Genomic DNA, 25,095 nt, shown 5'->3' with positions numbered 1-25,095 from the left:
CCTGGAAAAAGCGTTTTAAGGCAGAAGACGAGCGGGCAAAAGGCGCATCAGTTGCATATCGAACCAGGCGACAAACGCTGGTGACGGTACAGCATCGACCGCAAGGTACCACCAGTGTGCCTGGGCAAAGGCGCGGCACTTCACCGCGTCCTTTTCGGTCATGACCAGCGGCAATGACGGGGTGAAATTCAGGACCTCTGCGCTGTAGGGCGTATGGTCGGCAAACGAGTGTGGTATGGGCCGCCAGTGTAACGTTTCAAGTGTAGTGAAGAAACGTTGCGGGTTACCGATACCCGCGACCGCATGGACCTGCTGGCCGGGCGCAAAATGCTCCAGCGGCTGGCGCTCGCCGGTCCGCAGATTGACCAGCGCAGTGGGAAGCAGGCGAAAGCCGAAGCCATCCTGCCGATCCGCTCCGGTACCGTTATAAAGAAGCGCATCGACGCTTTGCAAACGTTCGATCGGCTCGCGCAAAGGCCCGGCCGGAAGACAGCGGCGATTACCCAGGCCCCGGGCGGCATCGATCAGCACCAGCTCAAGGTCGCGGGCCAAACGGTAATGTTGCAGGCCGTCGTCGGACAGGATCAGGTCCAGGGGCTCGCTGGCTAGCAACGCTTGCACCGCACGACTGCGGTCAGGGTCGATCATCAGCGGTACGCCACTGCGCTGTACGATCAGCAGCGGTTCGTCACCTGCGACCTCGGCGCTGTGGCTGGCCTCGACCCGCCAAGGCAACTGCGGTGGTTTGGCCCCATAGCCGCGACTGACCACACCGACCCGTAGACCACTACGCTGGCAATGTTCGATCAACCAAAGAATTAATGGCGTCTTGCCGGTGCCGCCAACAGTAATGTTACCCACCACCACCAGCGGCACCGGCGATTGATATATCTGCCCCTCGCCCGCCAGGAAACGTTCGCGCTTGCGCTTCACGACCCGACGATAGAGTGATTCCAGCGGCTGCAGCAACGCCAGTGCCGGATGGCCGTCGTACCAGGCCTTGAGCAAGCGATCGGAAAGAGTCATCAGGGCTGCTCCGCCGCCTCGACAGTAGTCATGCGCAAGTGGCTGAAGCCGAGCTTACCGGCAGCATCCATGGCAGTGATCACGGCCTGATGTGGGGTTTTGCCGTCAGCACTGATGGATAGCGGCAGCTGCGTATCACCGCCTGACTCTTTCTGCAGCGCTTCCATCAAGCTTGCCAGATCGTTTTTCTCCAGCAGCTGGTTATTGACCGAGTACACCCCTTCGGCACTGATAGCGACGTCCAACTGCTTGGCCTGCTGGTCGTCGGCCGGCGAACCGCTGACCGCCTCAGGCAGGTCGACCCGCAGTTGGGTTTCCCGGGTAAAGGTGGTTGTGACGACAAAAAACAGCAACAGGATGAACACCACATCGATCAGCGACGCGAGGTTGATATCGACATTTTCCCGTGGCTTGCGGCGAAATTTCACGCTTTGCCCTCAACCAGATCGACATCACGGTCGCCTTGCACTACCTCTACCAACTTGATGGCCTCCTGCTCCATGCCCACCACCAGTTCATCGATGCGGCGTTGCAGGAACCGGTGGAAAAATACCGCCGGGATACCCACCATCAGGCCCGCAGCCGTCGTGATCAAGGCTTTGGAGATACCCCCAGCCAGTACCGCAGCGTTGGTGGTCATGCCCGAGCCGGTGAACGCGCTGAAGATATCGATCATGCCCAGCACCGTACCGAGCAAGCCGAGCAACGGCGCCATGGCGGCGATGGTGCCCAGGGCATTGATATAGCGCTCCAGCTCATGAATGACTCGGGCAGCGGCTTCTTCGATGCATTCCTTCATGATCTCGCGACCATGCTTGGAATTGGCAAGGCCGGCGGCGAGGATCTCGCCCAAGGGGGAGTTGGCCCGTAGTTGCTTGAGCTTTTCCTTGTCCAGCTGCTTGTCTTTGATCCAGCGCCAAACCTGCCCCAGCAGGTGGTCCGGAGTCACACGGCTGGCGCGCAGGGTCCACAGGCGTTCGGCGACGATGCCGAGTGCGGCGATGGAACTCAAAATGATCGGCAACATCATCCAGCCGCCGGACTTGACCAATTCCCACACAGTGAATGCCCCCTTGAAAAAGTGCGCCACTTTACCATACAGCCGGGCCAGGGAGGACCTGCCCGCCCAAGAGCATCATGTCGCAGGAACGTGGTTTTGGTAACGCTCGGTTGCCGGCGTCCGCCAGAACCGACGCTGGCTACGCGCCGTGACGGGCGTATCGGCAGCTCCCAGGCGAAAACGCACGGCGCCCTGTTCGGCACTGTCATAAATGGCGCTGCCCATCTGCTGATAACGCTCCAGCACTTGAGGGTGCGGATGACCGAAACCGTTGCCGTGTCCTCGGGAAAGCAGCACTGCCCTGGGGGCCAGCCGCTGGAGCAGAGGCCATGAGGACGAACTGCGGCTGCCGTGATGAGGCACCTGCAACCAATCAGTGCTGACCGCCAGGGGCGTGGCCAGCAAGGCCCGCTCGGTTTCGCGGTCGATATCGCCGGTCAACAGCAATCGCTCGCCATTGGCTTGTACCTGCAATACGCAGGATTTCTGGTTACCGCTACGGGCATCCGACCATTGCCACAGCTGGAATTGCACGCCGTCCCATTGCCATTGCTCACCGCTGATACACGGTTGAGGTTCCAAAAACAGCGCACCCCCCTCGGTCTCGCCACCCACCACCCGTTTGACCGGCAGCCCACGCGCGACGGACGCTGCGCCTCCCGCGTGATCGGCGTCGGCATGGCTGAGCAACATCAAGTCCAACTGTGCAATGCCCGCCTTGCGCAAAGAAGGCAGGACCACCCGTGCGCCGAGATCAAAGTCACCAAAGCGCGGTCCCGCGTCATATAGCAGGGTGTGGTGGCGGGTACGCAGTATGATCGCCAGGCCCTGGCCAACATCCAGTTGCACTACCTCGACCTGTCCATCAGGAATGTCTTCGCGGGGCGCAAACACTGCCAACATCAGCATCGGCCACCCCAACAATCGAAAAGGAAGGCCAGCGGGCATCAACAACAATACTGCCCCGATCAAGCTCACCAGCCACAACCAGTTGGGGACCTCCGCCGGGATCCAGGCCGGCAGTTGCCCTGCGAGGAACGCTAGCGCCTGGAACAGCCCATTCAGCGCGCCTCCCGCCAACCACAGCAAACTGTTGCCCAGCACCGGCACCGCCAGCAACATCGTTCCCAGCAACGCCAGGGGCAGTACCACCACGCTGACCCAGGGCACGGCAAACAGATTGGCCAAAGGCGCGCTCAAGCTGACGGGCAGGCCAAGCGCCAAGAACAATGGAAACAACCCAATCGCAATCAACCACTGGGCGCGGGTCCACGCCTGCCACACACGCCAAGGCCCCAGGCGCCCACCGAACGCCAGCACCAACACGGCCACCGCAGCAAATGACAACCAGAAACCCGGCTGCAGGCTGGCCAGCGGTTCCAGGATCAATACGGCGTTCAGCGCCAGCAACAATGGCCACCAGGTACCCAGATGGCGAAATCGCAGGCGCCACAGCAACACCAATCCGACCATCACGCATGCGCGCTGCACAGGTACTTCGAAACCTGCCAACAAGCCATAAGCCAGTGCAGCGGCAAATGCCAGGCCACAGGCCCAGGGTAGCCAGGGCAAGCGTCTTGGCCAGCCTCCATAACGGGCCAATCCGGCAACCAAGCCGTAGACCAGCCCCGACAATAGTCCGATGTGCTGGCCGGAAATGACCAACAGATGCACGGTGCCCGTGTCTTGCAAAATACGCCAATCCTCGGGTGCCAGACCCGAACCGTCACCCAGAACCAGCGCAGCCAGCCCCGCCTCGCGACCTTGAGCGTCCACGGCCAGTAGCTTCTGGCGGACCGAATCACGCCAGGCATAGCGGGCTGGGGCCAGCCGCTGGCCATCCTTGACCGAACCCGTCGCACCCACCCGTTGCGCCAACAGCCAGGCTTCCCGGTCAACCCCATGGAAATTGAGCAACCCGGACGGTCGTTTGAGAGTGACGGCCAGACGCCAGCGCTCGCCGCTGTGAACCGGTGGCCCCCCATGCCAGACCAGCCGCATGAGCTTAGGCAGCTTGTCTTTGCGCGACCGGCTGTCGCTTAGCTCGAAACGCACCACACCGGCACTCTGCTGCGTAAGCCCCGTGACACGTCCCTCCACCCAGCGTGTCTGCCCGTCCAGTTGCGGGACAAGCCGATCATCCAGCGCCCATTGCGCACTGAGACAGGCCCAGCCAAGACCCAGCAGAAAAAAGGCCAGCGGATAAGTACGAAACGGTAGCATCATCAACACGACGACCGGCAGGACCAGCAGCCAACCGACCTGCGGCAATGCCGGCAGGAAACGCAAGGCGAGCAGTCCCAACGCGAGCGCAAACATCCCTGTGCGCATGGATCATTCCTTGAAAGTGATCCCTTGAGTGTTAGCCGGCCCGCGGGGAAGGATTATGATTTTTTGTCACAAAGTCTGAATTTCCCATTCACAGAATCCGGGCATACTTGGCCCTCGAACTGACCTGGACCCCTTATGCCACGGCGCTTATTCAAACGGTACATGCCCGATCCGACCAGCATCAGGGAACACAAGTCCTTACGCTTTCTCGGCAAGCTGCTCCATGACCCCAACCTCTGGCACCTCAACCGGCACTCGGTAGCGCGGGCAATGGCCGTAGGCTTGTTTGCCGCGTTCATCCCCATTCCTTTGCAGATGCTGCTGGCCGCGATCCTTGCCATTTCCGTACGCGGCAATATGCCCATCGCCGTGAGCCTGGTATGGCTGACCAACCCCATCACCATGCCCGTCGTGTTTTTCTGCACCTACATGACCGGCACCTGGCTGATGAACATTCCGCCACGCACGCTTCCCGATGAACTGACATGGGAATGGATCAGCGGCCAGTTGTCGACGATGTGGCAACCGTTCCTGCTGGGCTCGGTGGTGATGGGGTTGGTGCTGGGAGCGTTGGCGTACTCCCTGACCATGACTTACTGGCGCTGGTGGGTTGGCCATCAGTGGAAAAAACGCAAACAACGCCACCTGTAGAGCTTGCCTGGTGGCCCGTTGAGGGCTGCACTCGCAAGCGTTTCTTCGCCCCACTGATTATTTTGCACGATTCCATGCTCGGCATATGGCTACACTGCGCAGGTGGCGCGGGCCGGATGCCTGCGTAGAATGTCCAAAACAGTGGTAGCAGGAGAGTGGCGTGCTTAGAAGAATGGGGATCAAAGGCCGCGTACTGTTGCTGACCTTGCTGCCTACCAGCTTGATGGCGTTGCTCCTGGGCGGCTATTTCACCTGGATGCAGTTATCGGACCTGCAGACCCAATTGCTCAATCGTGGCGAGATGATAGCCGAACAGTTGGCGCCGCTGGTGGCACCGGCGCTGGGCAGCAAGAATACCGAATTACTCGAACGGATTGCCACCCACACCCTGGAGCAAACCGACGTCCGCACGGTGTCTTTCCTGGCACCGGATCGCTCCACCATGGCCCATGCCGGCCCAACCATGCTCAATCAAGCGCCCGTTGGCAACAGTTCCCACCTGTTGCAACGCACCGGCAATGACGCCACCCGCTATCTGCTGCCGGTATTCGGTCGCCATCGCAACCTCGCCGGCGAACTCATCCCCAATGAGTCCGACCGCCTGCTGGGCTGGGTCGAACTGGAACTGTCCCACAACGGCATGCTGCTGCGCGGCTACCGCAGCCTGTTTGCCAGTTTGTTGCTGATCGCCATCGGCCTGGCGTGTACCGCCGTCCTGGCGCTGCGCATGAGCCGTACGATCAACGCACCCATTGGCCAGATCAAACAAGCGGTGGCGCAGCTCAAGGACGGCAATCTTGAAACCCGCTTGCCCGCGTTGGGCAGCCAGGAACTGGATCAGCTGGCGTCAGGCATAAATCGCATGGCCGAGACCCTGCAAAATGCCCAGGAAGAACTGCAACACAGTATTGATCAAGCCACCGAAGACGTGCGCCAAAACCTGGAAACCATCGAAATCCAGAATATCGAACTGGACCTGGCCCGCAAGGAAGCCCTGGAAGCCAGTCGGATCAAGTCCGAATTCCTGGCCAACATGAGCCATGAAATCCGCACGCCTTTGAACGGCATCCTCGGTTTCACGCATCTTTTGCAGAAAAGCGAGCTGTCGCCCCGCCAGTTGGATTATCTGGGCACCATCGAAAAATCTGCCGACAACCTCTTGGGCATCATCAACGAGATTCTCGACTTCTCGAAAATCGAAGCTGGCAAGCTGGTGCTCGACAGCATCCCGTTCAACTTGCGGGACCTGTTGCAGGACACCCTCACCATCCTCGCGCCTGCCGCCCACGCCAAACAGCTGGAGCTGGTGAGCCTGGTTTACCGTGATACGCCGTTGTCGCTGGTCGGCGATCCGCTGCGTCTCAAGCAGATCCTGACCAACCTGGTCAGCAATGCCATCAAGTTCACCCGCGAGGGCACTATCGTGGCCCGGGCCATGCTCGAAGACGAGCAGGAAGACAGCGTGCAACTGCGCATCAGCGTCCAGGATACCGGTATCGGCCTGTCCAATCAGGATGTGCGAGCGCTGTTCCAGGCCTTCAGCCAGGCGGATAACTCACTGTCCCGACAACCCGGCGGGACCGGGCTGGGCTTGGTGATTTCCAAGCGCCTGATCGAACAGATGGGCGGTGAAATCGGCGTAGACAGCACCCCTGGCCAAGGCTCGGAGTTCTGGATCAGCCTGAGCCTGCCGAAAACCCGCGACGATGCCGAAGACCTGCCCTCCCCACCACTGCTGGGTCAACGGGTCGCCGTGCTGGAAAACCACGATCTGGCGCGCCAGGCCCTGCAACACCAGTTGCAAGACTGCGGCCTGGACGTCACCCCGTTCAATAGCCTGGAAAGCCTGACCAACGGGATCACCAGCGCGCACCAGACCGAACAGGCGATCAACCTTGCGGTACTTGGTGTCACCGCCAACGACATTCCGCCAGAACGCCTCAACCAACACCTTTGGGACCTCGAACACTTGGGTTGCAAAGTACTGGTGCTGTGCCCGACTACCGAGCAGATGCTGTTCAACCTGTCCGTACCCAACCCCAACAGCCAGTTGCAGGCCAAGCCGGCGTGTACCCGCAAGCTCAAGCGCGCCCTGTCCGACCTGATCAGCCCGCGGCCATTGCGCAGCGACCCAGGGGAGCCCTTGTCCAGCCGCGCGCCACGGGTGCTGTGTGTCGACGACAACCCGGCGAACCTGCTGCTGGTGCAGACCCTATTGGAAGACATGGGAGCCAAGGTCCAGGCGGTAGAAAGCGGCTACGCGGCGATCGAAGCGGTGAAAAGCGAAGCCTTTGATCTGGTGCTGATGGACGTGCAGATGCCGGGCATGGACGGACGTCAAAGTACCGAGGCGATTCGCCAATGGGAAAGCGAGCGCCATGGCACGCCTTTGCCCGTCGTTGCCCTCACCGCCCATGCCATGGCCAACGAAAAGCGCGCTCTGCTGCAAAGCGGCATGGATGACTACCTGACCAAGCCCATCAGCGAGCGGCAGCTGGCTCAAGTGGTGCTGAAATGGACCGGGTTGGCCTTGCGCAATCAAGGTCTTGAGCGTGCCGCCGAGGTCGCCGGCTCTACCGCACAGTTACCAGTCCTGGACCAGGAAGAAGGCTTGCGCCTGGCAGCCGGCAAGGCTGATCTGGCGGCCGACATGCTGGCCATGCTGCTGGCCTCCCTGGGAGCAGACCGCGAAGCTATCAGCATTGCCCGCGAAGACAGCGACAACCATGCCCTGATCGAACGGGTCCACCGCCTCCATGGCGCGACCCGCTATTGTGGCGTACCGCAACTGCGTGCGGCCTGCCAACGGGCCGAAACCTTGCTCAAACAGGACGACGCCAAAGCCATGGCAGCTCTGGACGCCCTGGACATGGCGATTGCCCGCCTCGCCAGTGAGGCGCGGGTCAACGCTTGAACCGCTCAAGAAAGGAACGACTTGATGCGCATCATCCTCTTCAGCAGCCAGAACTATGACCGCGACAGCTTCCTTGCAGCGCCGTTGCCAGCCGGCATGGAACTGCAATTCCAACCTGCACGCCTGAACCTCGAGACTGTCGCCCTGGCGGACCGGCACGAAGTGGTCTGCGCCTTTATCAACGACGACCTCAGCGCCCCGGTCCTCGAACGCCTGGCCGCCGGCGGTACACGGCTGATCGCCCTGCGCTCGGCCGGCTACAACCATGTCGATCTGAACGCCGCCAGGCGCCTGCAATTGACCATCGTCAGAGTGCCGGCCTATTCGCCTCACGCAGTGGCAGAACACGCCGTTGCCCTGATCCTGGCACTCAACCGCCGCTTGCATCGCGCCTATAACCGCACCCGCGACGGCGATTTCAGCCTGCATGGCTTGACCGGCTTCGACCTGGAGGGCAAAACCGTCGGCGTTGTAGGTACTGGGCAAATCGGCGCAACCTTCGCCAGGATCATGGCGGGCTTCGGTTGCACGCTATTGGCTTATGACCCCTTTCCCAACCCAAGCGTCGAAGCCCTGGGCGCTCGCTATGTAGACCTGGATACATTGCTGGGCGAAGCGCAGATAATCAGTCTGCACTGCCCGCTGACTGCTGACAGCAAACATTTGATCAACGCACAATCCCTGGCGCATATGCGCCGCGGCGCTATGCTGGTCAACACCGGACGCGGTGGCCTGGTGGAAACGCCGGCGCTGATCGAAGCCCTCAAGGACGGCCAACTCGGTTACCTGGGTTTGGATGTGTACGAAGAAGAGGCCCAGCTGTTTTTCGAGGATCGCTCGGACCTGCCACTACAGGACGACGTGCTGGCACGCCTGCTGACTTTCCCCAACGTGATCATCACCGCCCACCAGGCATTCCTGACGCGCGAAGCGCTGGCAGCGATTGCCGACACCACCCTGGCGAATATCGCCGCATGGGCGACGGGCCAGCCACAAAACCTGGTACTCGGATGATTGGCGGTAACATACCGGGCTCATGATGAACTGGCACCCGTGATAGGATGCCGCGCCTATTTGGAGGATCCATGGCCGAACACGATTTCCGCTTCAGCTTGCTGAGCCCGCAACACACCCTTATCGAATGCCGCGCCCTGGTGCCGGGCCGTTATCAAGTCACCGGCAATGGTGGTTCGATCAAGCATGGCGACGTCCTGATCGTCACATTGCGCGGCAGCAAAACCCTGTCGATGCGACTGACCGTCGAGGGCGACGCGCGTTACTCCATCCGCCCGGTCGGGCAATGGGTTGCGATGGCGCAAGGACCTAAGTTCGGCGAGTTGGAAATTCACACATGGAACGTCAACTGCGACAGCTGTGACGCGGTGCTGGAATTCGAGTTTTCGGTCGAGACCAAGCTGACCAAAGAGCCACTGCCACCGGCTGCCAACGCGCGAATAGTCGAGCTGGGCTGGAGCACCGACGGCGACAAGCACCGTTGCCCTAAATGCCAGAAGGCCGCCCAATGAGGCGCCTTTGGCTGCTCGCCGCACTGGGGGCCGGAGTTGCCGGCTGCGCCAGCGACGAGGTCAAGCTCACGCAGGACCACAGCTATGTAGTGGAATGGATCGGCGAACGGCCATTGATGGATTACGCCCACCTGACCGTCACCCTCGGTGCCGATGGCCGGGCGTATGGCAATGGCGGCTGCAACCATTGGTTCGCGCAATACACCCTGGAAGGCGACAAGCTCAGCTTTGGCAAGATTGGCAGCACCCGCAAAATGTGCCCGGAAGCGTTGATGGAGCAGGAGCATCGCTTCTTCGAGGCGCTTGAGCGTGTGCAGCGTTGGGATATTTCGCCGATCGAGCAGACGCGTTTTTGGCCGGCTGAGGGCAAACCGTTGCGGTTGTGGTTGGAACAGGGTTGATCTGATCCTGTTGCAGGGTGGACTCTGGCGTACATATCCGTTTGCGGCAACGGAGAATGTACGCCCTCCCTATCACCCCCGCAAAGCCTTGAGCCTGGCCATCACCCCAGCCGCGGTCTGCTCTCCCAGCAACTGCTCGCGCACCTTGCCTTCGTCATCAATGATGTAGGTCACCGGCAACACTTCACTGCGCGGAATATTAAAAATCGCCTCTGGATTCTGCGCCAGTACGGTGAACTTGATGCCCAGCTTTTCACTGGCGCTCTTGAGTTCCTCGCCCTGGACATTATCGAAATTGACCCCGAACACACTCACCGGCTGTCCCTTCAACTGCTCGGCCAGGGCGTTGAGCTCAGGGATTTCGATACGGCAGGGGCCACACCACTCAGCCCAGTAGTTGATTACCAGCCATTGCTTGTCAACGCGCTCGGACGCCACTTTCTGGCCGTATTGGTCGACGCCATAATCATTGCCGCAGCCGCTGAGCAGCAAGGTAGTGATAACTGCCAACGCGCCTATCAGTCGCCGTGTCATGGGGTTTCCTTTGCAAAAAATGAACGTGGGCTGCGGCCTATCGCCTCTTACGGTTTAAGGACAAGCCGCCGCGCAGGTAGAATACCTGCCACCTTACGCAAGATGCGACCCGCACATGACCGATCTGACGCTTTATCACAACCCGCGCTGCTCGAAATCCCGCGGTGCGCTCGAACTGCTGGAGGCCCGCGGCCTGACGCCCAACGTGGTGCGTTATCTGGAAACGCCACTGGATAGCACGCAATTGAAGACGTTGCTTGGCAAGCTGGGTATGAACGCTCGGCAACTGCTGCGCACCGGTGAAGAGGAATACAAAACCCTCAACCTGGCCGACCAAAGCCTGAGCGATGCACAGTTGATTGCCGCGATCGCCCAACATCCGAAACTGATGGAACGCCCAATCCTGGCTACCGCCGAAAAAGCCGTGATCGGCCGCCCACCAGAAAACATCCTGGAGATATTGCCGTGAGCGCTTCCTATATCCTGGTGCTGTATTACAGCCGCAACGGCTCGGTAAGCGAAATGGCCCGGCAGATTGCCCGGGGCATCGAACAAGCCGGCCTGGAAGCACGGCTGCGTACCGTCCCGGCCATCTCCAGCGAATGCGAGGCCGTCGCACCGGACATTCCGGCCGAGGGCGCGCTATACGCCAGCCTCGACGACCTGAAGCACTGCTCGGGCCTGGCCTTGGGGAGCCCGACGCGTTTTGGCAATATGGCCGCGCCACTGAAGTATTTTCTCGATGGCACCAGTAACCTGTGGTTGACCGGCGCACTCGTTGGCAAGCCGGCTGGCGTTTTCACTTCGACGGCCAGCCTGCATGGCGGTCAGGAAACCACATTGATGTCGATGCTGCTGCCGCTGCTGCATCACGGCATGTTGATCACCGGCCTGCCCTACAGCGAACAGGCGCTGCTCGACACCCAAGGCGGCGGTACGCCCTACGGCGCCAGCCATCATTCGGGCGCCGACGGCAAGCGTGCCCTTGACAGGCATGAAATCGCCCTGTGCCGTGCCCTTGGCCTGCGCCTGGCAAATACCGCGGCAAAGCTGGAGAGTAGCCGTGGCCAAGAAGCCTAAGATCCTACCGCCCCAAGCCTGGCTGGAGCCTCGGGTCAAAGTGGCGCGCGCACTGAGCCTGCTGGCTTTTTTCGCGCTGGTGGGTTTGTTGTGCGCTTATTACCTGCTGGTCGCCGACCTGCACGGCGCCAGGCCCTGGGTCATCCTGCTGATCGAACTGGTGCCGTTGCTGATCCTCGCGCCAGGAATGATCCTGGGCAGCGCGCGCGGGCATTCGTGGATGTGTTTCGTGGTGAACCTGTACTTCATCAAGGGCGCCCTGGCGGCCTACGACCCGAACCGCCAGTGGTTTGGCATTCTGGAGATGTTGGCCAGCCTGGCCGTATTCTGCACGGCGTTGCTGTATGTACGCTGGCGGTTCCAGTTGAATCGGCGGTTGGCGGGTGAAGGCCAGCCCGCCTGACCGGCCTCAATGATTGACCGTATAAGCCAACATCATCGACAGCTGGCACATCGGCCGCCCACTTTCGGCGTGCCACTGGTTGAACGCGCCTTGCACCGTCGCCAGGTCGCGCAGGCTGGTAGGCGCCTTGTCGACGATCTTCTGGGCATTGAGTGCCGCCACCACATCGTAGCTCGGCACGAAGGTGTCCTTGCCGACCATGCGCAAAAAGCGCGGCGCCGACAACCCGCCCAACTGATGGCCATGCTTGCTCAGGTACTTCCACAAACCGACAATGTCGGTCACCGGCCAATCGGCAATCAGCGCGCCAAAACTACCCTTTTCCTGCTCGATATCGAGGATCATCTGCGCATTGCGCGGCACGCTCTTGAGCTTGCCCAAGTGCCGGATAATCCGCGTGTCCTGCATCAGTCGCTCCAGGTGCTCGGCGCCCATCAACACGACTTTTTGCGGATCGAAACCGAAAAACACTTGCTCGAACGCCGGCCACTTGGCGTCCACCACACTGTGTTTGAGCCCCGCGCGAAACACCCGCAGCGACAGCGTCGACAGATAACGGTCATCGCTGATCTTGCGCAATTGCGCCGGAGTCTTGGGGACAGGAAGATGCGCTTGCAGCTCGGCCACCGAGCCGAAACGGTTCAGACAATATTCGTGCAGCCACTTGTAATCGCGCATGCCCTCTCCTATCGATTGAAATAACAACGGCGCCCATGAGCGCCGTCAGTCAGAGCGATGAAAACGTTCAGAGGTTCACAACATCGACGAAACGCGAAGCTGCCGTCTCATCAATACGCAAGTTGCTGAAGTCGAACAGGTTGCGATCGGCCAACTGTGACGGGATCACATTCTGCAAACTGCGGAAGATGCTCTCGGTACGGCCCGGAGTCTTGCGCTCCCATTCCTGAAGCATCTCCTTGACCACCTGGCGTTGCAGGTTTTCCTGGGAGCCACACAGGTTGCAGGGAATGATCGGGAATTGCTTGAAGTCGGAATAAGCCTGGATGTCCTTCTCGTTGCAATACGCCAGCGGGCGGATTACCACATTGCGCCCATCATCAGCCCGCAGCTTGGGCGGCATGGCCTTGAGAGACCCGTTGAAGAACATGTTGAGAAAGAAGGTTTCAACGATATCATCGCGATGATGGCCCAATGCCATTTTGGTTGCCCCAATTTCATCGGCAAAGGTGTACAAGGTGCCCCGTCGCAGGCGCGAGCACAGCGAGCATGTGGTCTTGCCTTCAGGAATAAGCTCCTTGACCACCGAATAGGTATCTTTCTCGACGATGTGATACTCGACCCCCAGCGTCTTGAGGTAGGCCGGCAGCACATCTTCGGGGAAACCGGGCTGTTTCTGGTCCATATTGACGGCAACGATGTCGAACTTGATCGGAGCAACTTTTTGCAGGTGCATCAGCACGTCGAGCATGGTGTAGCTGTCCTTGCCGCCGGACAGACAGACCATGACCTTGTCGCCCTCCTCGATCATGTTGAAGTCAGCGACGGCTTCACCGGCCAGGCGACGCAGGCGTTTTTGCAGTTTGTTCTGGTTGACGCTAAGAGTGCCCATGGCGCTAGGATCCGCGAAAGGTGTGTGACGAAAAGCCGGCTATTTTACGCAAAATAATCCTCGCTGGCACACCGGCCCAATGTGGAAGCTGGCGGTCATCGCAATTGACAGACCTCACCGCGATTAAGCCTCGTGTTTACAGCGCGATTTGCTCTAAAGCCCCACAGTTTTTCCGGTCATTCATTCCTATACTGCGACATAAGGTCGCACATACGAATATCCAGACCTTTCAGGCCCATTGGCCGGCAGGCGCTCCGTTGGGGGGCGATGGTAATAACGACAGGAGTGACTGGCATGATCCATCACGTCGTGGGGCTTTTCACCCATCCCGACCAGGAGTGGCGGGAAATTCGTGGCGATAAGGAAGAAAGCATCAGCCACATGTACCTCACTCACACGCTGATCCTCGCGGCAATTCCCGCCATATCAGCGTTTATCGGCACCACCCAGGTCGGCTGGGTCATCGGCAATCGCGCCCCGGTCATGCTGACCCAGGAAAGCGCGCTGTGGATGACCATCATGTCGTACCTGGCGATGCTCGGCGGCGTAGCAGTCATGGGCGCCTTCATTCACTGGATGGCGCGCACCTACGACGCCACTCCCAGCATGGCACGCTGTGTCGCATTTGCCACCTACACCGCAACCCCGCTGTTTATCGGGGGGTTGGCGGCGCTTTATCCACATTTGTGGCTGGGCATGGTCGTGGGCACTGCCGCCATCTGCTACACCGTGTACTTGCTGTATGTCGGGTTACCGACCTTCATGAGCATCGACCCGGACGAAGGTTTCCTGTTTTCCAGCTCGGTCCTTGCGGTAGGCCTGGTGGTGCTGGTAGCGATCATGGCGTTTACCGTGATTGTCTGGGGCCTGGGCGTCGGCCCGATCTATACCAGCTGACACTGTTCAAATCAGTGGAGAAGCCACCGAAAGGTGGCTTCGTGCGTCATGCATGACCATTCGGCGCCTGAGAGATTCGGAAACACCCCGGGATGCGGCATACTGGGTGTCTCTGGAGATATGTACAGCATGCCCGAGCAACTCAATACCCGCGTCGAAGATTGTTTCCTGCAAGCCGAATCCTTTTTCAAACGAAGTTTCAAACGCCCCAAGGTCAGCCTCAAGCTACGGGGGCAAAAAGCCGGTGTCGCGCATTTGCACGAGAACCTGCTGCGCTTCAATCCGCAGTTGTACCGAGAAAACAGCCAACACTTCCTCAAACAGACCGTTGCCCATGAAGTGGCGCACCTGATTGCCCACCAATTGTTCGGCGAGCGTATCCAGCCCCATGGCGAGGAATGGCAACTGATCATGCGCGGGGTCTACGAACTACCGCCCGATCGGTGCCACACCTATGAAATCCAGCGCCGACGGGTGACCCGCTATATCTACCGCTGCCCATGTGCAGACAGCGACTTCCCGTTCTCGGCACAGCGCCATGGGCTGGTGAGACAGGGTCGACGGTATTTGTGCCGCAGGTGTCGGGAGACGTTGGTGTTTACCGGGGAGACTCGGGTGGAGTGAGTTTTTGTGGTGGCCAGAACACGCGCTACCCTACTACCTTGGCCCCACGCAACCGGGCTATCCGCTGAGCATCAAAACCCAGCGCCCCCAACACCTCGTCACTGTGCGCCCCCACTGCCACCCCAATGTGCCTGGGTCCCGGCAACCCCTCGGAAAACTTCAACGGGCAAGCCATCTGCTGCTGGAACGAACCATCACCACGGGGAACCTGGCTGACCAGCGCCCGGGCCTTTAACTGTGGATGCTCAAGAGCTTCGCCCAAACGCAGCACTGGTTCGACGCAAGCATCCACCTCGGCAAACAATGCACACAGCTCCTCAAAACTATGCCGCTCGAACTCAACCTGCAGCGCCTGCTTGAGAGCCTTCTGCTGTTCGGGTTTGGGCGACAGCCCCTGGGCCGCCAGCTCCGGACGCCCCAGCGCGGCACACAATTGCTGCATAAATGCAGGCTCCAGACTGCCCACCGACAACCAGCGCCCGTCCCGCGAGCGGTAATAGTCATAAAAGCTGCCACCATTAAGCATCTGGTTTTCCCATTCTGGCTCAACGCCACACGCGAGGTAGCCAGCACCTGCCACGGCATTCAGGCTGAAGGCGCAGTCGGTCATGCTCACATCAAGATACTGTCCCACCCCGCTCTGTTGCCGCGCAATCACAGCTGCCAGCAGGCCGACCACTGCATGCAGCGAGCCACCGCCCACATCCGCCAATTGCACGCCCAACGGCAAAGGCCCGCTATCCCGGCGCCCGGTGTAACTGGCCACGCCGGACAACGCCAGGTAGTTGATGTCGTGACCGGCGCGGTCCTTATAGGGCCCCGTCTGGCCGTAACCTGTGATGGAGACGTAAATCAGCTTCGGGTTGATCGCTTTCAACGCCTCATACCCCAGGCCCAGGCGCGCCATGACTCCGGGGCGGAACTGTTCGAGGAGGATGTCGTAGTCCTTCACCAGCTGCCGGACAATCTCCAGCGCTTCCGGATGCTTGAGGTCCAGGGCCAGGCTGCGCTTGTTGCGATTGAGGTAGGCGTGACTGGCCGACACGCCATGGTCATGAGGCGGCAGCACACGCAGCAGGTCCATACGCGTCGGCGACTCGATGCGCAGCACCTCGGCGCCCATGTCCGCCAACAACAGAGAGGCAAACGGGCCTGGCAGCAAGGTCGAAAAATCCAGTACTTTGAGGGAAGCCAGTGGACCTGACATGGGAGCTCCGTTTGCAGTTCGATGGAGCACAGAGTAGTCAGCCTTGAGCCGCAGCGACAATCACCGTAACCATCATCGACAGTGACCGTTGCGCTCGTGCGCCCATAAAAAAACCCATCCGAAGATGGGTTTTTCAGTACTGCACCAGCGATTACTTGAGAGCAGGGGCCGGGCCTTCCGCCACACCCAGGTCATCGAGTTCGCGGGTTTCGGAGATACCGGTACCGCCGCTAGCCAGCTCGCTTTGCAGCTTGTCGGTGTCCAGTTCCTTGACCCATTTGGCTACGACGATGGTCGCTACAGCGTTACCGACCAGATTGGTCAGGGCACGGGCTTCGGACATGAAGCGGTCGATACCCAGGATCAGCGCCAGGCCGGCAACCGGCAGGTGACCAACCGCCGACAGAGTTGCAGCCAGTACGATGAACCCACTACCAGTCACGCCGGCAGCGCCCTTGGAGGACAGCAGCAATACCAGCAACAGGGTGATCTGGTGAGTGATGTCCATGTGGGTGTCAGTCGCCTGGGCAATAAACACGGCAGCCATGGTCAGGTAGATCGAAGTACCGTCGAGGTTGAACGAATAGCCCGTCGGGATCACCAGGCCAACCACCGACTTCTTGGCGCCCAGGCGTTCCATCTTGATCAGCATGCGTGGCAAGGCGGATTCGGACGAAGAAGTCCCCAGTACGATCAGCAGCTCTTCACGGATGTAGCGAACCAGTTTCAGCACGCTGAAACCGTGGGCGCGGCAGATACCGCCCAACACCACCAACACAAACAGGACGCAGGTGATGTAGAAGCAGATCATCAACTGACCCAGTTGCACCAGCGAACCTACACCGTAGGCACCAATGGTAAACGCCATGGCGCCCAGGGCCCCGATTGGCGCGAGCTTCATGATCATGTTGATGATGTTGAACATCACGTGGGCGAAACGATCGATGAAGTCCAGCACCGGCTTGCCGTAGGCACCCAGGCGGTGCAGGGCGAAACCGAAGATCACCGAGAACATCAACACTTGCAGGATATCGCCATTGGCGAAGGCGCCGACAATCGTGTTCGGGATCACGTTGAGGATAAAGCCAACAATGCTCTGGTCTTGGCCGGCGGTGACGTAGGCCGCCACTTTGGAGGCGTCCAGGGTCGATACGTCGATGTGCATGCCGACGCCCGGTTGCACGACATTGACCACCACCAGGCCGATCAGCAGGGCAATAGTGGAAACGATTTCGAAGTACAGCAACGCGTAGCCGCCAGTCTTGCCGACCGATTTCATGCTCTGCATGCCAGCGATGCCACTGACAACGGTACAGAAGATGATCGGGGCAATGACCATTTTGATCAGCTTGATAAAGCCGTCACCCAGTGGCTTGAGGGCCACACCGGTCTGCGGGTAGAAGTGGCCCAGCAAGATACCGACAACGATGGCAACGATTACCTGGAAATACAGGGTTTTGTAGAACGGCTGACGAGTCGTCATTGCAAAGTTTCCTCAAGAGTCCCGTGTGGCAAATATCCGCCATTGCCCACGACACTTGAATTGCGAACCCTCCTGCACTGGAGGGATTTGTTTTGGCGAACTGCACCGGGCAGCTCTACCTCTCCTATCGCAAGCGCCGTGCCACTTTATTGAAACCGCCTGCAGGCCTCTGAATACAAGGGCCGTGGTCTTTCAGCGACGGCGTTGACAGCCAAGTCTCATGGCGGTTTTCCGCCCATACACCGGATCTCGTCCTACAATTTGGCGGATATCCGCCTTGTTCGCCGCCTGCCTCATGGCTACCATCGGCCTCTCAATGGACGAGGCCCCTGCATGCGTGAACGAACCATCGCCAGTCATTACGCCCGCGCAGCCTTGGGTGGTGCGCGTCGGGCTGGCTATGACTATTCGGGGCTGTTGCAGCAACTGGGTATTGCCCCGGAACTATTGGCCGAGCCCCGCGCGCGCATTGCACCGGAGCAGTTCACCCGGCTGCTGCAGATGCTGTGGCTGGCGCTGGATGACGAATACCTGGGGTTCGCCGAAGGGCCGAGCAAACGCGGCACGTTTGCGATGATGTGCCACGCGCTGATTCACTGCCGCACCTTGGAAAAGGCGTTGGAGCGCGGTTTGTTGTTTTACAGCCTGTTCCCCCAGGGGCCGCGCTTGCAGCTGGTACGCGAGGGCGACATGGCGCGCCTGAGCCTGGATGATTCGCAGTTGTGGGACCCGGATCACTTTCTGAGCGAATGCCTGCTAGTGATCTGGCACCGTCTGGGCAGTTGGTTGATCGGCCAGCGTATCCGGCTGGAGCAGGCAACTTTCAGCTACCCGATGCCGGCCCATGGAGGTGAGTACGATTTGCTGTTTCCTTGCCCCCTGATGTTCAACGCGCCCAGCACCAGCCTGGTGTTCCACAGCCGTTACCTGAGCCTGCCGTTGCTACAGGATGAGCGCACCCTCAAGCACTTCCTCGAGCGCTCCCCCGCCGACCTGTTGTCACGGCCGGATGAAGGCGACAGCCTGAGCAGCCAGATACGTCGCCTGCTGAGTCGCGACCGCACACCTTGGCCGGATTTAGAGGCGGTGGCCCAGCACCTGCACATCAGCGCACAAACCTTGCGCCGACACTTGCGCGAAGAAAGCACCAGTTTTCAGGCCCTCAAGGATGAGCTGCGCCGGGATATTGCGATTTACCATCTGGGGCAGGCGGATCTGTCGTTGCAGGAAATTGCCGAGCAACTGGGGTTTTCCGAACCTTCGGCGTTTCACCGGGCGTTCAAGAAGTGGACTGGTTTGACGCCGGGGGCTTATCGGGCGCAAGGGGGTTAGATTTTTCCTCACTCAAACAGCCGGAAACTGAATCCTGAACGCCGCCCCGCCCAACGGCGAATCCCCCAGGGTCAATCGTGCGCCGTAGCTTTCAATAATATCCTTGACCACCGCCAACCCAATCCCCTGCCCCGGATGCTGGCGATCCAGCCGCTCTCCCCTCTGCAGAATCCGCGCCCGCTGGTCTGGCGGCACGCCAGGGCCGTCATCTTCAATACACACACCAACGCCATCAAGCCCCTCGTCCAACGTGACATGCACTTGGCTCAGGCACAGCCGGTAGGCGTTTTCCAGCAAGTTGCCCAGCAACTCCAGCAAAGCACCTTGCTCGATGGGCACGTCACATTCGTCTGGCAGATCAAAGGTCACCTGGACCCGCTTATCGCGGTAAACCTTGTCCAAGGTGTCGCACAGGCTTTTGAGCACCGGACGCAGCCGCACCTGATGGCGCACCAGACCGCTTTTGCGCAGGCTGGCACGCTGCAACTGGTAGCTGATCTGCTGGCTCATGCGCTCGATCTGCGATTGCAGGACCCACGCCTGATCCCGATCCTCAGGACGCTGGGCCATGTCTTCACTCACCCCCTGCAACACCGCCAGCGGGGTTTTCAAACTGTGGGCCAGGTCGTCCAGTGAGTCGCGATAACGGCTGCGCTGCTCGCGCTCGCTGTGGAGCAAGCGGTTGAGCGACCCAGTCAGGCGCAGCAACTCCCGAGGATGCTGTTCAGTGAGGCTTTCGCGGGTGCCGCCTTCGATTTCATCCAACTCCTGACTCAGGCGCCGCAGCGCCTGCAGGCCCCAGGTCAGGCCGAGCCAGAGCAAGGTCAGCAGCACCAACAAGGCGGCGCCAAAGCCCAGATACAGGTTTTCCCGCAGACCTTCGAGAGTCAGTTGATACTCGCGCACCGGTTGTAAGGCAACGATGCTGAACGCCGCACTCTTGCCCCCCAGCAGCTTGACCTCGACGTCATAGACAAAAAACTCCTGACCGTCGGGCTCGCGAATCTTTGCGAACTCATTGCCGCGCCCGTCGTAGCGCGGTCGATAGTTGATATTTTCTGCCTGGGACGCACGCGAACGCCAGACCAGATGACCTTCGCGATCATAGATATAGCCCAGCAGACGGCTGTCAGTGAGGTTGAAACGCTCATCGGGCAATTGTGCGGGCATCAGCAAACGGTTGTTGTCGACGCGCGCAGCCGAGATCAATGTCGTCACGTCCGACGCCAGGCGCTGTTCGATGGAATCCTGCAATGCCAGGCTGAAGGCCCCCTGCATCGCCGGCAACAACGCGAGCATGAACAATACGGCCAGGGTGGCGGCCGCCAGCATCAGGCGCACACGTAACGAGCGAATCAACGGCAGCGCTCGTTAAACATGTAGCCCAGGCCACGAACCGTATCGATCGGTTTGAAACCCGCCGGCGCTTCGAGTTTGCGGCGCAGGCGGCCCACCAGCACTTCGATAACGTTCGGATCGCGCTCGTCGTCATCGGGATACAGCTGTTCCATCAGCCGATCCTTGGCCACCACTTGTTGATGATGACGCATCAGGTATTCGAGGATCCGGTACTCATAGGCAGTCAGCGCCAAGGGTTGTTCCTCAAGGGACGCCTGCTTGCGATGCAGGTCGAGCAACAGCGGCCCGGCGACGATCGTCGACTGGGTGAAACCGCTGGAACGACGCAGCAATGCGTTCATCCGCGCCTCCAGCTCCTCGAACTGGAACGGCTTGACCACGTAATCGTCGGCCCCGGCGGCCAGGCCTTCGACCTTGTCCTGCCAGTTGCCGCGCGCCGTGAGAATCAGGATCGGGAAAGCCTTGCCCAGGGCACGCAGTTGACGGATCAGATCCAGGCCGCCCATGCCTGGCAAACCCAGGTCGATAATCGCCAGGTCATGATTGAACTGCCCAGTCTGGTACAACGCCTCTTCGGCATTGGCCACCGCCTCGACCACATGACCGCTGTCGGCAAGGCGGGTCAACAGGTGATGACGCAACAGCGCCTCATCTTCGACAACCAGCAATTTCATAACACCCTCCTAGGCCAATCAACTGTCCCGCAGGGAAACATCATAGCGGCCCTGAAGGTCTTGCTCGCACAGTTTACTGCTGTTGAACTGAACGCTGTCTGAACCATAGGGCCACTCGGCAGGCTACCCAGGTGTGTCCCGACCCGTGCAGAATAGCCGACATGAATTCATTACCTGCCTGCTGCTCCCCCTTGGATGCCCATTGGCCACTGCCCGAATCGTTGCCGGGCACAGTGTTCCTGAGCACCCGCTTCGATCCGGCCTTATTGGATGCAGGCGATTTCCAGCGCTGCGCGATGCCGCCACCGGCCAGCATCCAGCGCTCGGTGGCCAAGCGTCAGGCCGAATTTCTCGCCGGGCGGTTGTGCGCCCGTGCCGCCTTGCAGCAGCTCGAAGGCCTGGACTGTATTCCTGCCATCGGTGAGGATCGAGCACCGGTATGGCCGAGCCATATCTGCGGTTCGATCACCCACAGCACTGGTCAAGCTGCGGCCATCGTTGCTCATAAGGCCCGGTGGCGCGGGCTGGGCATGGATCTGGAGAATGTGCTGACCCATGAGCGGGCCGAGCGTCTGGCCGGGGAAATCCTGACTGGCGATGAAATGCAGCGTATGGCCGCCGGGTCACAGGAGCAAATCGCGCAACTGGTCACGCTGACCTTCTCGGCCAAGGAAAGCCTGTTCAAGGCGCTCTACCCCATCGTGCAAAAGCGTTTTTACTTCGAACATGCCGAGCTGCTGGAATGGTGCGACACCGGGCATGCCAGGCTACGACTGCTGACAGACCTGTCCAGTGAGTGGTGCCACGGCACGGAGCTAGAGGCGCAGTTTGCAGTGCGTGATGGGCAATTGCTGAGCTTGGTGGCAATTGCAGGTCCTTCCCATTGCCCCCCGGACGTTATCAGCTTTTTTCCTGATACCGCGGCCAGCTCAAGCTGAAACAGGCGCCTCCCAGGTTGTTGCTCTTGTTGATCAATGCCCGCCCGCCGTGCCAATAGATGATCCGCCGCACAATCGACAACCCCAGGCCGTGACCACCAGAGGCGCGGGTGCGGCTGTCGTCCAGGCGCAGGAATGGGGTGAAAATCCGTTCCCAGGCGCTCTCCGGCACGCCCGGCCCATCGTCTTCGACATCGATGCGGCAACGTACCTGCCCTACCTGATAGCTGATCAACACCTGGGACTGGGCATGGCGCATCGCGTTGCTCACCAGGTTTTGCAGGGCCCGGTGCAAATAGCGCGGCTCGGCCTCGACCCACGCGCCGTCCAAATGCGCCGATGACAGACAACCCCCCCGCTCCACATTGATTGCAGGACGCAACGGCGCCAGCTCAGCAATGACTTGATCCAGCAAAGCACTGAGGTCGACCCGCTGAAAACTCAGGGCCGGCGCCCCCTGCTCCAGGCGCGCATACGTCAGCATTTCGTCCACCAGGCCATCCAGGTCCTGGATATCGCTGTCCATGCCCTCCATATATTTGCGCCGGGCCTCGGGGGTCGCCGCATCACCAATCATTTCGAGGCCAAAGCGCAAGCGCGCCACTGGCGTACGCAACTCGTGGGACACCGCCCGCACCAGTTCACGCTGGATGGCCAACAATCGTTGCAAGTGCTCGGCCATGCCATTGAACGCGGCGGCCAATCGCCCTACCGAGTCGGCCCCCCGTGCCGGCACCCGGACCTCCAGGTTGCCTTTGGCAATACGTGTGGCGGCGGCTTCGAGCCCTTGCAGGCGCCGCTCCAACTGGCGCACCAGAAAATAGACGATCAAGCCAATCAGGGTCAGGCCAATCAAGGCAATCAGCACCAACCATTGCACCGGGTAAGGGTTCATCTGGTATAGCGGACCGATCTCCAGAACCCAGGGCGTGCCGACCATGCCCGCGAACACCCGGATCGAATCACCGCCCTTGCCCAGCGCCATGACGGTATCGCCCTCGGCCACGCGGCGCCGCTGGTCATCATCCATATCCGCCTGGTCCAGGGTGACCAAATGCATCTCGAAACCAAACCCCTTGGCCTCTTTCAGGTCAGCCAGGCGTTGCGGCTGTTCGGCTTGGGGGAAGCGCACCAGTTCATCAGCGAGCAGGTAAATAGTTGCCCGGGCCAATTGCTCGCTGATCTGCTGCACCTCCCCGGTGAGCAATAGTTGCTCTTTTTCGCTGACCAGGCGCAGGACTTTAGCCGCATGAGGTCCGGTCTGCTCAACCAGTACCTGACCACGTTGCAGACGATTGCGCTGGCTCAGGTCCAGACGAGCGTCAGCCACCGTTTGCAGGCTCAGGGGAATCCCCAGCAAACGCTCCCATACCGCCAGGGCGCGCTGGCGCTCGATGGCACTCATCGGTTGCAGGTTGTCGCCCATCAGGGCGAAGGTGCCATGGGCCAGGCGCTCTCGGTACTGGCCGCTGCGCATTTCATTGAGCAGGTGCAAGGCCAGCACCCCCAGCAGAGCCACCAGGATCAGCGCCGCGCACATACCGCCGTAGATGCGCAGAAAGATGGAATTCACGAGGGCATGTCTGCGGCAGCTTCAGGGACGAACAGATAACCTTTGCTGCGGATGGTCTTGATCAACCGCGGGTGGATCGGATCGTCACCGATTTTCGGGCGAATCCGCGAAATGCGCACGTCGATGGAACGGTCCTGGCCGTCGTAGCCGATGCCGCGCAAGGCGGTGAAAATTTCTTCCCGGGACAGAATGCGCCCGGCATTGGCCACCAACAACCACAACAGATCGAACTCGGCGCTGGTCAGCTCAATGCCGTCATCATGCAACCAGGCTTCGCGCAGGGCGTTATCCACCACCAGCGGACCGAACTGCAGGCGCCTCGGCTGTTGCGGCGCTACCGGCTCCGTGCTGTCGCTACGACGCAGCAACGCCTGGATCCGCGCCAGCAACAGGCGTGGGCGCACCGGCTTGCACACGTAGTCGTCGGCGCCCATGTCCAGGCCCAGCACCTGGTCCATGTCATCGGTACGGGCCGTCAACATCAGGATCACCCCGTCGTAGCGCTCGCGCACCTTGCGACAGATGCTCAGGCCGTCTTCGCCCGGCAGCATCAAGTCGAGAATCACCAGGTCCGGCTGCTCGGCGATGATCCGTGCCGCGGCAAGGGCGCCATCGCCCTCCACCGCGACCCGCAGGCCGTTGCTTTCCAGATAGTCGCGGGTCAGCTCAGCCAGACGCTGGTCATCCTCGACTATTAATACCCGCCAGGCTTCTTGCTCCACGGGTGATCCTCATTCTTATAAGAGATTTTTCAGGACAGCGCAGCTCAAATGTGGGAGCGGGCTTGCTCGCGAAAGCGCCGGTCAGTTGGCGCCTATTGGCCTGGCTCGTCGCCATCGCGAGCAAGCCCGCTCCCACATTTTGATCTTCGCCAGCCGCACTGTATTTGTAATGTAACCAAGGCATAACACTGATCAATAGCAGGTCGATTGTAGCCATGGCCCAACCCTTGAACACAAGCCGGGAATTGCATTCGGTGATCGCGTTTTTTTGTGATAGGGTTCGCGCCCGCAAAAATCCAACCGGGTGTTTCGCCTTGGAATATTCGGTGACAAACGGTGCAATCCAGCAGTACTGCGGCCTACACGGGCGTTCCACCTTTCATACACATTTTACCCACAACGTTATCCACAGGTAGCGCCTTGTTAAGGCCCCCAAAACGCATTATCTTGTAGCCCAGCGCTAAAAAAACCCTACATGTAGGGTTTTCAGCAAAAACACCAAACACAGATCAGACAAGAAACTCAAGCCCTTTCTTGCACCTGTTTGGTTGAACTAAAGCCTTTTTCAGTAGACCAAGCCGCACGCGCGGATGGCAGCTGTTTTCCAGCCCACGAGCGAGAAAACGGTACGGGTGTTGCAGTGCAAACGGTGTCACCCCATCAGGAATACGGTAAAGAGCCCAAGGCTTGGAACCGCAGACTTCGGCATGGAAGCGGCGCGAACAGCTCCCTTCCTCCTGTCCCGAAGTTGTTATGCCAGGCCAAGGCCTGTTGTAAGTGCTTCAGGACG

24 protein-coding genes and 1 pseudogene are annotated in these 25,095 nt (G+C 60.1%); 12 read left to right on the top strand and 13 right to left on the bottom strand.

Annotated features, from left to right (window positions below; genetic code table 11):
* Positions 1-15: 15 nt before the first annotated feature.
* The 4 genes from lpxK to OQ460_RS06930 all read right to left on the bottom strand — a co-directional run bounded on the left by lpxK (position 16) and on the right by OQ460_RS06930 (position 4,417).
* Complete coding sequence (gene lpxK / locus OQ460_RS06945; protein WP_410021115.1) at positions 16-1,026, bottom strand: tetraacyldisaccharide 4'-kinase; 1,011 nt, start codon at positions 1,024-1,026, stop codon at positions 16-18.
* A complete protein-coding gene (locus OQ460_RS06940; protein ID WP_410021114.1) occupies positions 1,026-1,454 on the bottom strand; it encodes an ExbD/TolR family protein in 429 nt (142 codons plus the stop codon). Before OQ460_RS06940 ends, lpxK begins: the two co-directional genes overlap by 1 nt.
* Positions 1,451-2,086: a MotA/TolQ/ExbB proton channel family protein gene (locus OQ460_RS06935; protein WP_410021113.1), complete on the bottom strand. Its 636-nt coding sequence runs from the start codon at positions 2,084-2,086 to the stop codon at positions 1,451-1,453. The genes OQ460_RS06940 and OQ460_RS06935 overlap by 4 nt, the downstream gene beginning before the upstream one ends.
* A gap of 75 nt (positions 2,087-2,161) precedes the next feature.
* Positions 2,162-4,417, bottom strand: coding sequence for a DNA internalization-related competence protein ComEC/Rec2 (locus tag OQ460_RS06930; RefSeq protein WP_410021112.1), 2,256 nt, complete (start codon positions 4,415-4,417; stop codon positions 2,162-2,164).
* Between the two features lie 135 nt (positions 4,418-4,552).
* Between OQ460_RS06930 and OQ460_RS06925 the strand changes: the two genes are divergently transcribed.
* The 5 genes from OQ460_RS06925 to OQ460_RS06905 all read left to right on the top strand — a co-directional run bounded on the left by OQ460_RS06925 (position 4,553) and on the right by OQ460_RS06905 (position 9,909).
* Positions 4,553-5,068 carry a DUF2062 domain-containing protein gene (locus OQ460_RS06925; protein WP_410021111.1) on the top strand — a complete coding sequence of 172 codons (516 nt, stop codon included), beginning with the start codon at positions 4,553-4,555 and terminating at the stop codon, positions 5,066-5,068.
* Between the two features lie 160 nt (positions 5,069-5,228).
* Positions 5,229-7,982 (top strand): response regulator, encoded by a 2,754-nt coding sequence (locus OQ460_RS06920; RefSeq protein WP_410021110.1) that lies wholly within the window; start codon positions 5,229-5,231, stop codon positions 7,980-7,982.
* 24 nt (positions 7,983-8,006) lie between these two features.
* Positions 8,007-8,996, top strand: coding sequence for a 2-hydroxyacid dehydrogenase (locus tag OQ460_RS06915; protein WP_410021109.1), 990 nt, complete (start codon positions 8,007-8,009; stop codon positions 8,994-8,996).
* 71 nt (positions 8,997-9,067) lie between these two features.
* A complete protein-coding gene (locus OQ460_RS06910; RefSeq protein WP_410021108.1) occupies positions 9,068-9,508 on the top strand; it encodes a hypothetical protein in 441 nt (146 codons plus the stop codon).
* On the top strand, positions 9,505-9,909 hold the full coding sequence (locus OQ460_RS06905; protein WP_410021107.1) for an META domain-containing protein: 405 nt from the start codon (positions 9,505-9,507) through the stop codon (positions 9,907-9,909). Before OQ460_RS06910 ends, OQ460_RS06905 begins: the two co-directional genes overlap by 4 nt.
* A 72-nt stretch (positions 9,910-9,981) precedes the next feature.
* On the opposite strand, the gene OQ460_RS06900 is transcribed toward OQ460_RS06905, so the two are convergent.
* Positions 9,982-10,443: a TlpA disulfide reductase family protein gene (locus tag OQ460_RS06900; RefSeq protein WP_410021106.1), complete on the bottom strand. Its 462-nt coding sequence runs from the start codon at positions 10,441-10,443 to the stop codon at positions 9,982-9,984.
* 115 nt (positions 10,444-10,558) lie between these two features.
* Here OQ460_RS06900 and arsC point away from each other — a divergent pair, with 115 nt between their 5' ends.
* From arsC to OQ460_RS06885, 3 genes are read left to right on the top strand one after another with little or no spacing between them, the layout of a single operon-like run.
* The gene (gene arsC, locus OQ460_RS06895) at positions 10,559-10,912 is read left to right on the top strand and encodes an arsenate reductase (glutaredoxin) (RefSeq protein ID WP_410021105.1); all 354 of its coding nucleotides are present in this window, start codon (positions 10,559-10,561) and stop codon (positions 10,910-10,912) included.
* Positions 10,909-11,523: an NAD(P)H:quinone oxidoreductase gene (gene wrbA / locus OQ460_RS06890; protein WP_410021104.1), complete on the top strand. Its 615-nt coding sequence runs from the start codon at positions 10,909-10,911 to the stop codon at positions 11,521-11,523. The genes arsC and wrbA overlap by 4 nt, the downstream gene beginning before the upstream one ends.
* On the top strand, positions 11,507-11,926 hold the full coding sequence (locus OQ460_RS06885; protein WP_410021103.1) for a DUF2069 domain-containing protein: 420 nt from the start codon (positions 11,507-11,509) through the stop codon (positions 11,924-11,926). Before wrbA ends, OQ460_RS06885 begins: the two co-directional genes overlap by 17 nt.
* A gap of 6 nt (positions 11,927-11,932) precedes the next feature.
* On the opposite strand, the gene OQ460_RS06880 is transcribed toward OQ460_RS06885, so the two are convergent.
* Complete coding sequence (locus OQ460_RS06880; RefSeq protein WP_410021102.1) at positions 11,933-12,604, bottom strand: DNA-3-methyladenine glycosylase I; 672 nt, start codon at positions 12,602-12,604, stop codon at positions 11,933-11,935.
* A gap of 67 nt (positions 12,605-12,671) precedes the next feature.
* Positions 12,672-13,496, bottom strand: coding sequence for a tRNA 2-thiocytidine(32) synthetase TtcA (ttcA, locus tag OQ460_RS06875; protein ID WP_410021101.1), 825 nt, complete (start codon positions 13,494-13,496; stop codon positions 12,672-12,674).
* 294 nt (positions 13,497-13,790) lie between these two features.
* Here ttcA and OQ460_RS06870 point away from each other — a divergent pair, with 294 nt between their 5' ends.
* Together OQ460_RS06870 and OQ460_RS06865 are read left to right on the top strand one after the other, a co-directional pair.
* Positions 13,791-14,393: a Yip1 family protein gene (locus OQ460_RS06870; protein WP_410021100.1), complete on the top strand. Its 603-nt coding sequence runs from the start codon at positions 13,791-13,793 to the stop codon at positions 14,391-14,393.
* A 129-nt stretch (positions 14,394-14,522) separates the two neighbouring features.
* On the top strand, positions 14,523-15,017 hold the full coding sequence (locus tag OQ460_RS06865) for a SprT family zinc-dependent metalloprotease (protein ID WP_410021099.1): 495 nt from the start codon (positions 14,523-14,525) through the stop codon (positions 15,015-15,017).
* A gap of 25 nt (positions 15,018-15,042) precedes the next feature.
* Here OQ460_RS06865 and OQ460_RS06860 read toward each other — a convergent pair whose 3' ends face one another.
* A complete protein-coding gene (locus OQ460_RS06860) occupies positions 15,043-16,224 on the bottom strand; it encodes a CaiB/BaiF CoA transferase family protein (protein ID WP_410021098.1) in 1,182 nt (393 codons plus the stop codon).
* A 151-nt stretch (positions 16,225-16,375) separates the two neighbouring features.
* Positions 16,376-17,707 (bottom strand): dicarboxylate/amino acid:cation symporter, encoded by a 1,332-nt coding sequence (locus OQ460_RS06855; RefSeq protein WP_410021097.1) that lies wholly within the window; start codon positions 17,705-17,707, stop codon positions 16,376-16,378.
* A gap of 333 nt (positions 17,708-18,040) precedes the next feature.
* On the opposite strand from OQ460_RS06855, the gene OQ460_RS06850 reads away from it, so the two are divergent.
* On the top strand, positions 18,041-19,039 hold the full coding sequence (locus OQ460_RS06850) for an AraC family transcriptional regulator (RefSeq protein WP_410021096.1): 999 nt from the start codon (positions 18,041-18,043) through the stop codon (positions 19,037-19,039).
* A 12-nt stretch (positions 19,040-19,051) separates the two neighbouring features.
* On the opposite strand, the gene OQ460_RS06845 is transcribed toward OQ460_RS06850, so the two are convergent.
* Both OQ460_RS06845 and OQ460_RS06840 read right to left on the bottom strand, forming a co-directional pair.
* Positions 19,052-20,398, bottom strand: coding sequence for an ATP-binding protein (locus OQ460_RS06845; RefSeq protein ID WP_410021095.1), 1,347 nt, complete (start codon positions 20,396-20,398; stop codon positions 19,052-19,054).
* Positions 20,395-21,072, bottom strand: a complete 678-nt coding sequence (locus tag OQ460_RS06840) for a response regulator (protein ID WP_410021094.1) — start codon at positions 21,070-21,072, stop codon at positions 20,395-20,397. The genes OQ460_RS06845 and OQ460_RS06840 overlap by 4 nt, the downstream gene beginning before the upstream one ends.
* A gap of 161 nt (positions 21,073-21,233) precedes the next feature.
* Between OQ460_RS06840 and OQ460_RS06835 the strand changes: the two are divergent.
* Positions 21,234-21,941, top strand: a pseudogene (locus tag OQ460_RS06835) (4'-phosphopantetheinyl transferase family protein); the annotation flags it as partial.
* A gap of 31 nt (positions 21,942-21,972) precedes the next feature.
* Here the strand turns inward: OQ460_RS06835 and OQ460_RS06830 are convergent.
* Entirely contained in the window at positions 21,973-23,583 is a 1,611-nt protein-coding gene (locus OQ460_RS06830; protein ID WP_410021093.1) for an ATP-binding protein, read from the bottom strand.
* Positions 23,580-24,305 (bottom strand): response regulator, encoded by a 726-nt coding sequence (locus OQ460_RS06825; protein WP_410021092.1) that lies wholly within the window; start codon positions 24,303-24,305, stop codon positions 23,580-23,582. The genes OQ460_RS06830 and OQ460_RS06825 overlap by 4 nt, the downstream gene beginning before the upstream one ends.
* Positions 24,306-25,095: the final 790 nt, after the last annotated feature.

Origin of the sequence: Pseudomonas imrae (assembly GCF_046352735.2) — a bacterium.
In the GTDB taxonomy this organism is placed as follows: Bacteria; Pseudomonadota; Gammaproteobacteria; order Pseudomonadales; family Pseudomonadaceae; genus Aquipseudomonas; species Aquipseudomonas imrae.
This window is presented reverse-complemented; position numbering and strand designations above follow the sequence as displayed.

Bases quoted from the DNA above. Each gene is read 5' to 3' on its own strand.
- OQ460_RS06865 (WP_410021099.1), top strand. From the start codon at position 14,523: ATGCCCGAGCAACTCAATACCCGCGTCGAAGATTGTTTCCTGCAAGCC.
- OQ460_RS06850 (WP_410021096.1), top strand. From the start codon at position 18,041: ATGCGTGAACGAACCATCGCCAGTCATTACGCCCGCGCAGCCTTGGGT.
- OQ460_RS06860 (WP_410021098.1), bottom strand. From the start codon at position 16,224: ATGTCAGGTCCACTGGCTTCCCTCAAAGTACTGGATTTTTCGACCTTG.
- OQ460_RS06915 (WP_410021109.1), top strand. From the start codon at position 8,007: ATGCGCATCATCCTCTTCAGCAGCCAGAACTATGACCGCGACAGCTTC.
- OQ460_RS06900 (WP_410021106.1), bottom strand. From the start codon at position 10,443: ATGACACGGCGACTGATAGGCGCGTTGGCAGTTATCACTACCTTGCTG.
- OQ460_RS06880 (WP_410021102.1), bottom strand. From the start codon at position 12,604: ATGCGCGATTACAAGTGGCTGCACGAATATTGTCTGAACCGTTTCGGC.
- OQ460_RS06870 (WP_410021100.1), top strand. From the start codon at position 13,791: ATGATCCATCACGTCGTGGGGCTTTTCACCCATCCCGACCAGGAGTGG.
- OQ460_RS06930 (WP_410021112.1), bottom strand. From the start codon at position 4,417: ATGCGCACAGGGATGTTTGCGCTCGCGTTGGGACTGCTCGCCTTGCGT.
- lpxK (WP_410021115.1), bottom strand. From the start codon at position 1,026: ATGACTCTTTCCGATCGCTTGCTCAAGGCCTGGTACGACGGCCATCCG.
- OQ460_RS06855 (WP_410021097.1), bottom strand. From the start codon at position 17,707: ATGACGACTCGTCAGCCGTTCTACAAAACCCTGTATTTCCAGGTAATC.
- OQ460_RS06910 (WP_410021108.1), top strand. From the start codon at position 9,068: ATGGCCGAACACGATTTCCGCTTCAGCTTGCTGAGCCCGCAACACACC.
- OQ460_RS06925 (WP_410021111.1), top strand. From the start codon at position 4,553: ATGCCACGGCGCTTATTCAAACGGTACATGCCCGATCCGACCAGCATC.
- ttcA (WP_410021101.1), bottom strand. From the start codon at position 13,496: ATGGGCACTCTTAGCGTCAACCAGAACAAACTGCAAAAACGCCTGCGT.
- arsC (WP_410021105.1), top strand. From the start codon at position 10,559: ATGACCGATCTGACGCTTTATCACAACCCGCGCTGCTCGAAATCCCGC.
- OQ460_RS06840 (WP_410021094.1), bottom strand. From the start codon at position 21,072: ATGAAATTGCTGGTTGTCGAAGATGAGGCGCTGTTGCGTCATCACCTG.
- OQ460_RS06905 (WP_410021107.1), top strand. From the start codon at position 9,505: ATGAGGCGCCTTTGGCTGCTCGCCGCACTGGGGGCCGGAGTTGCCGGC.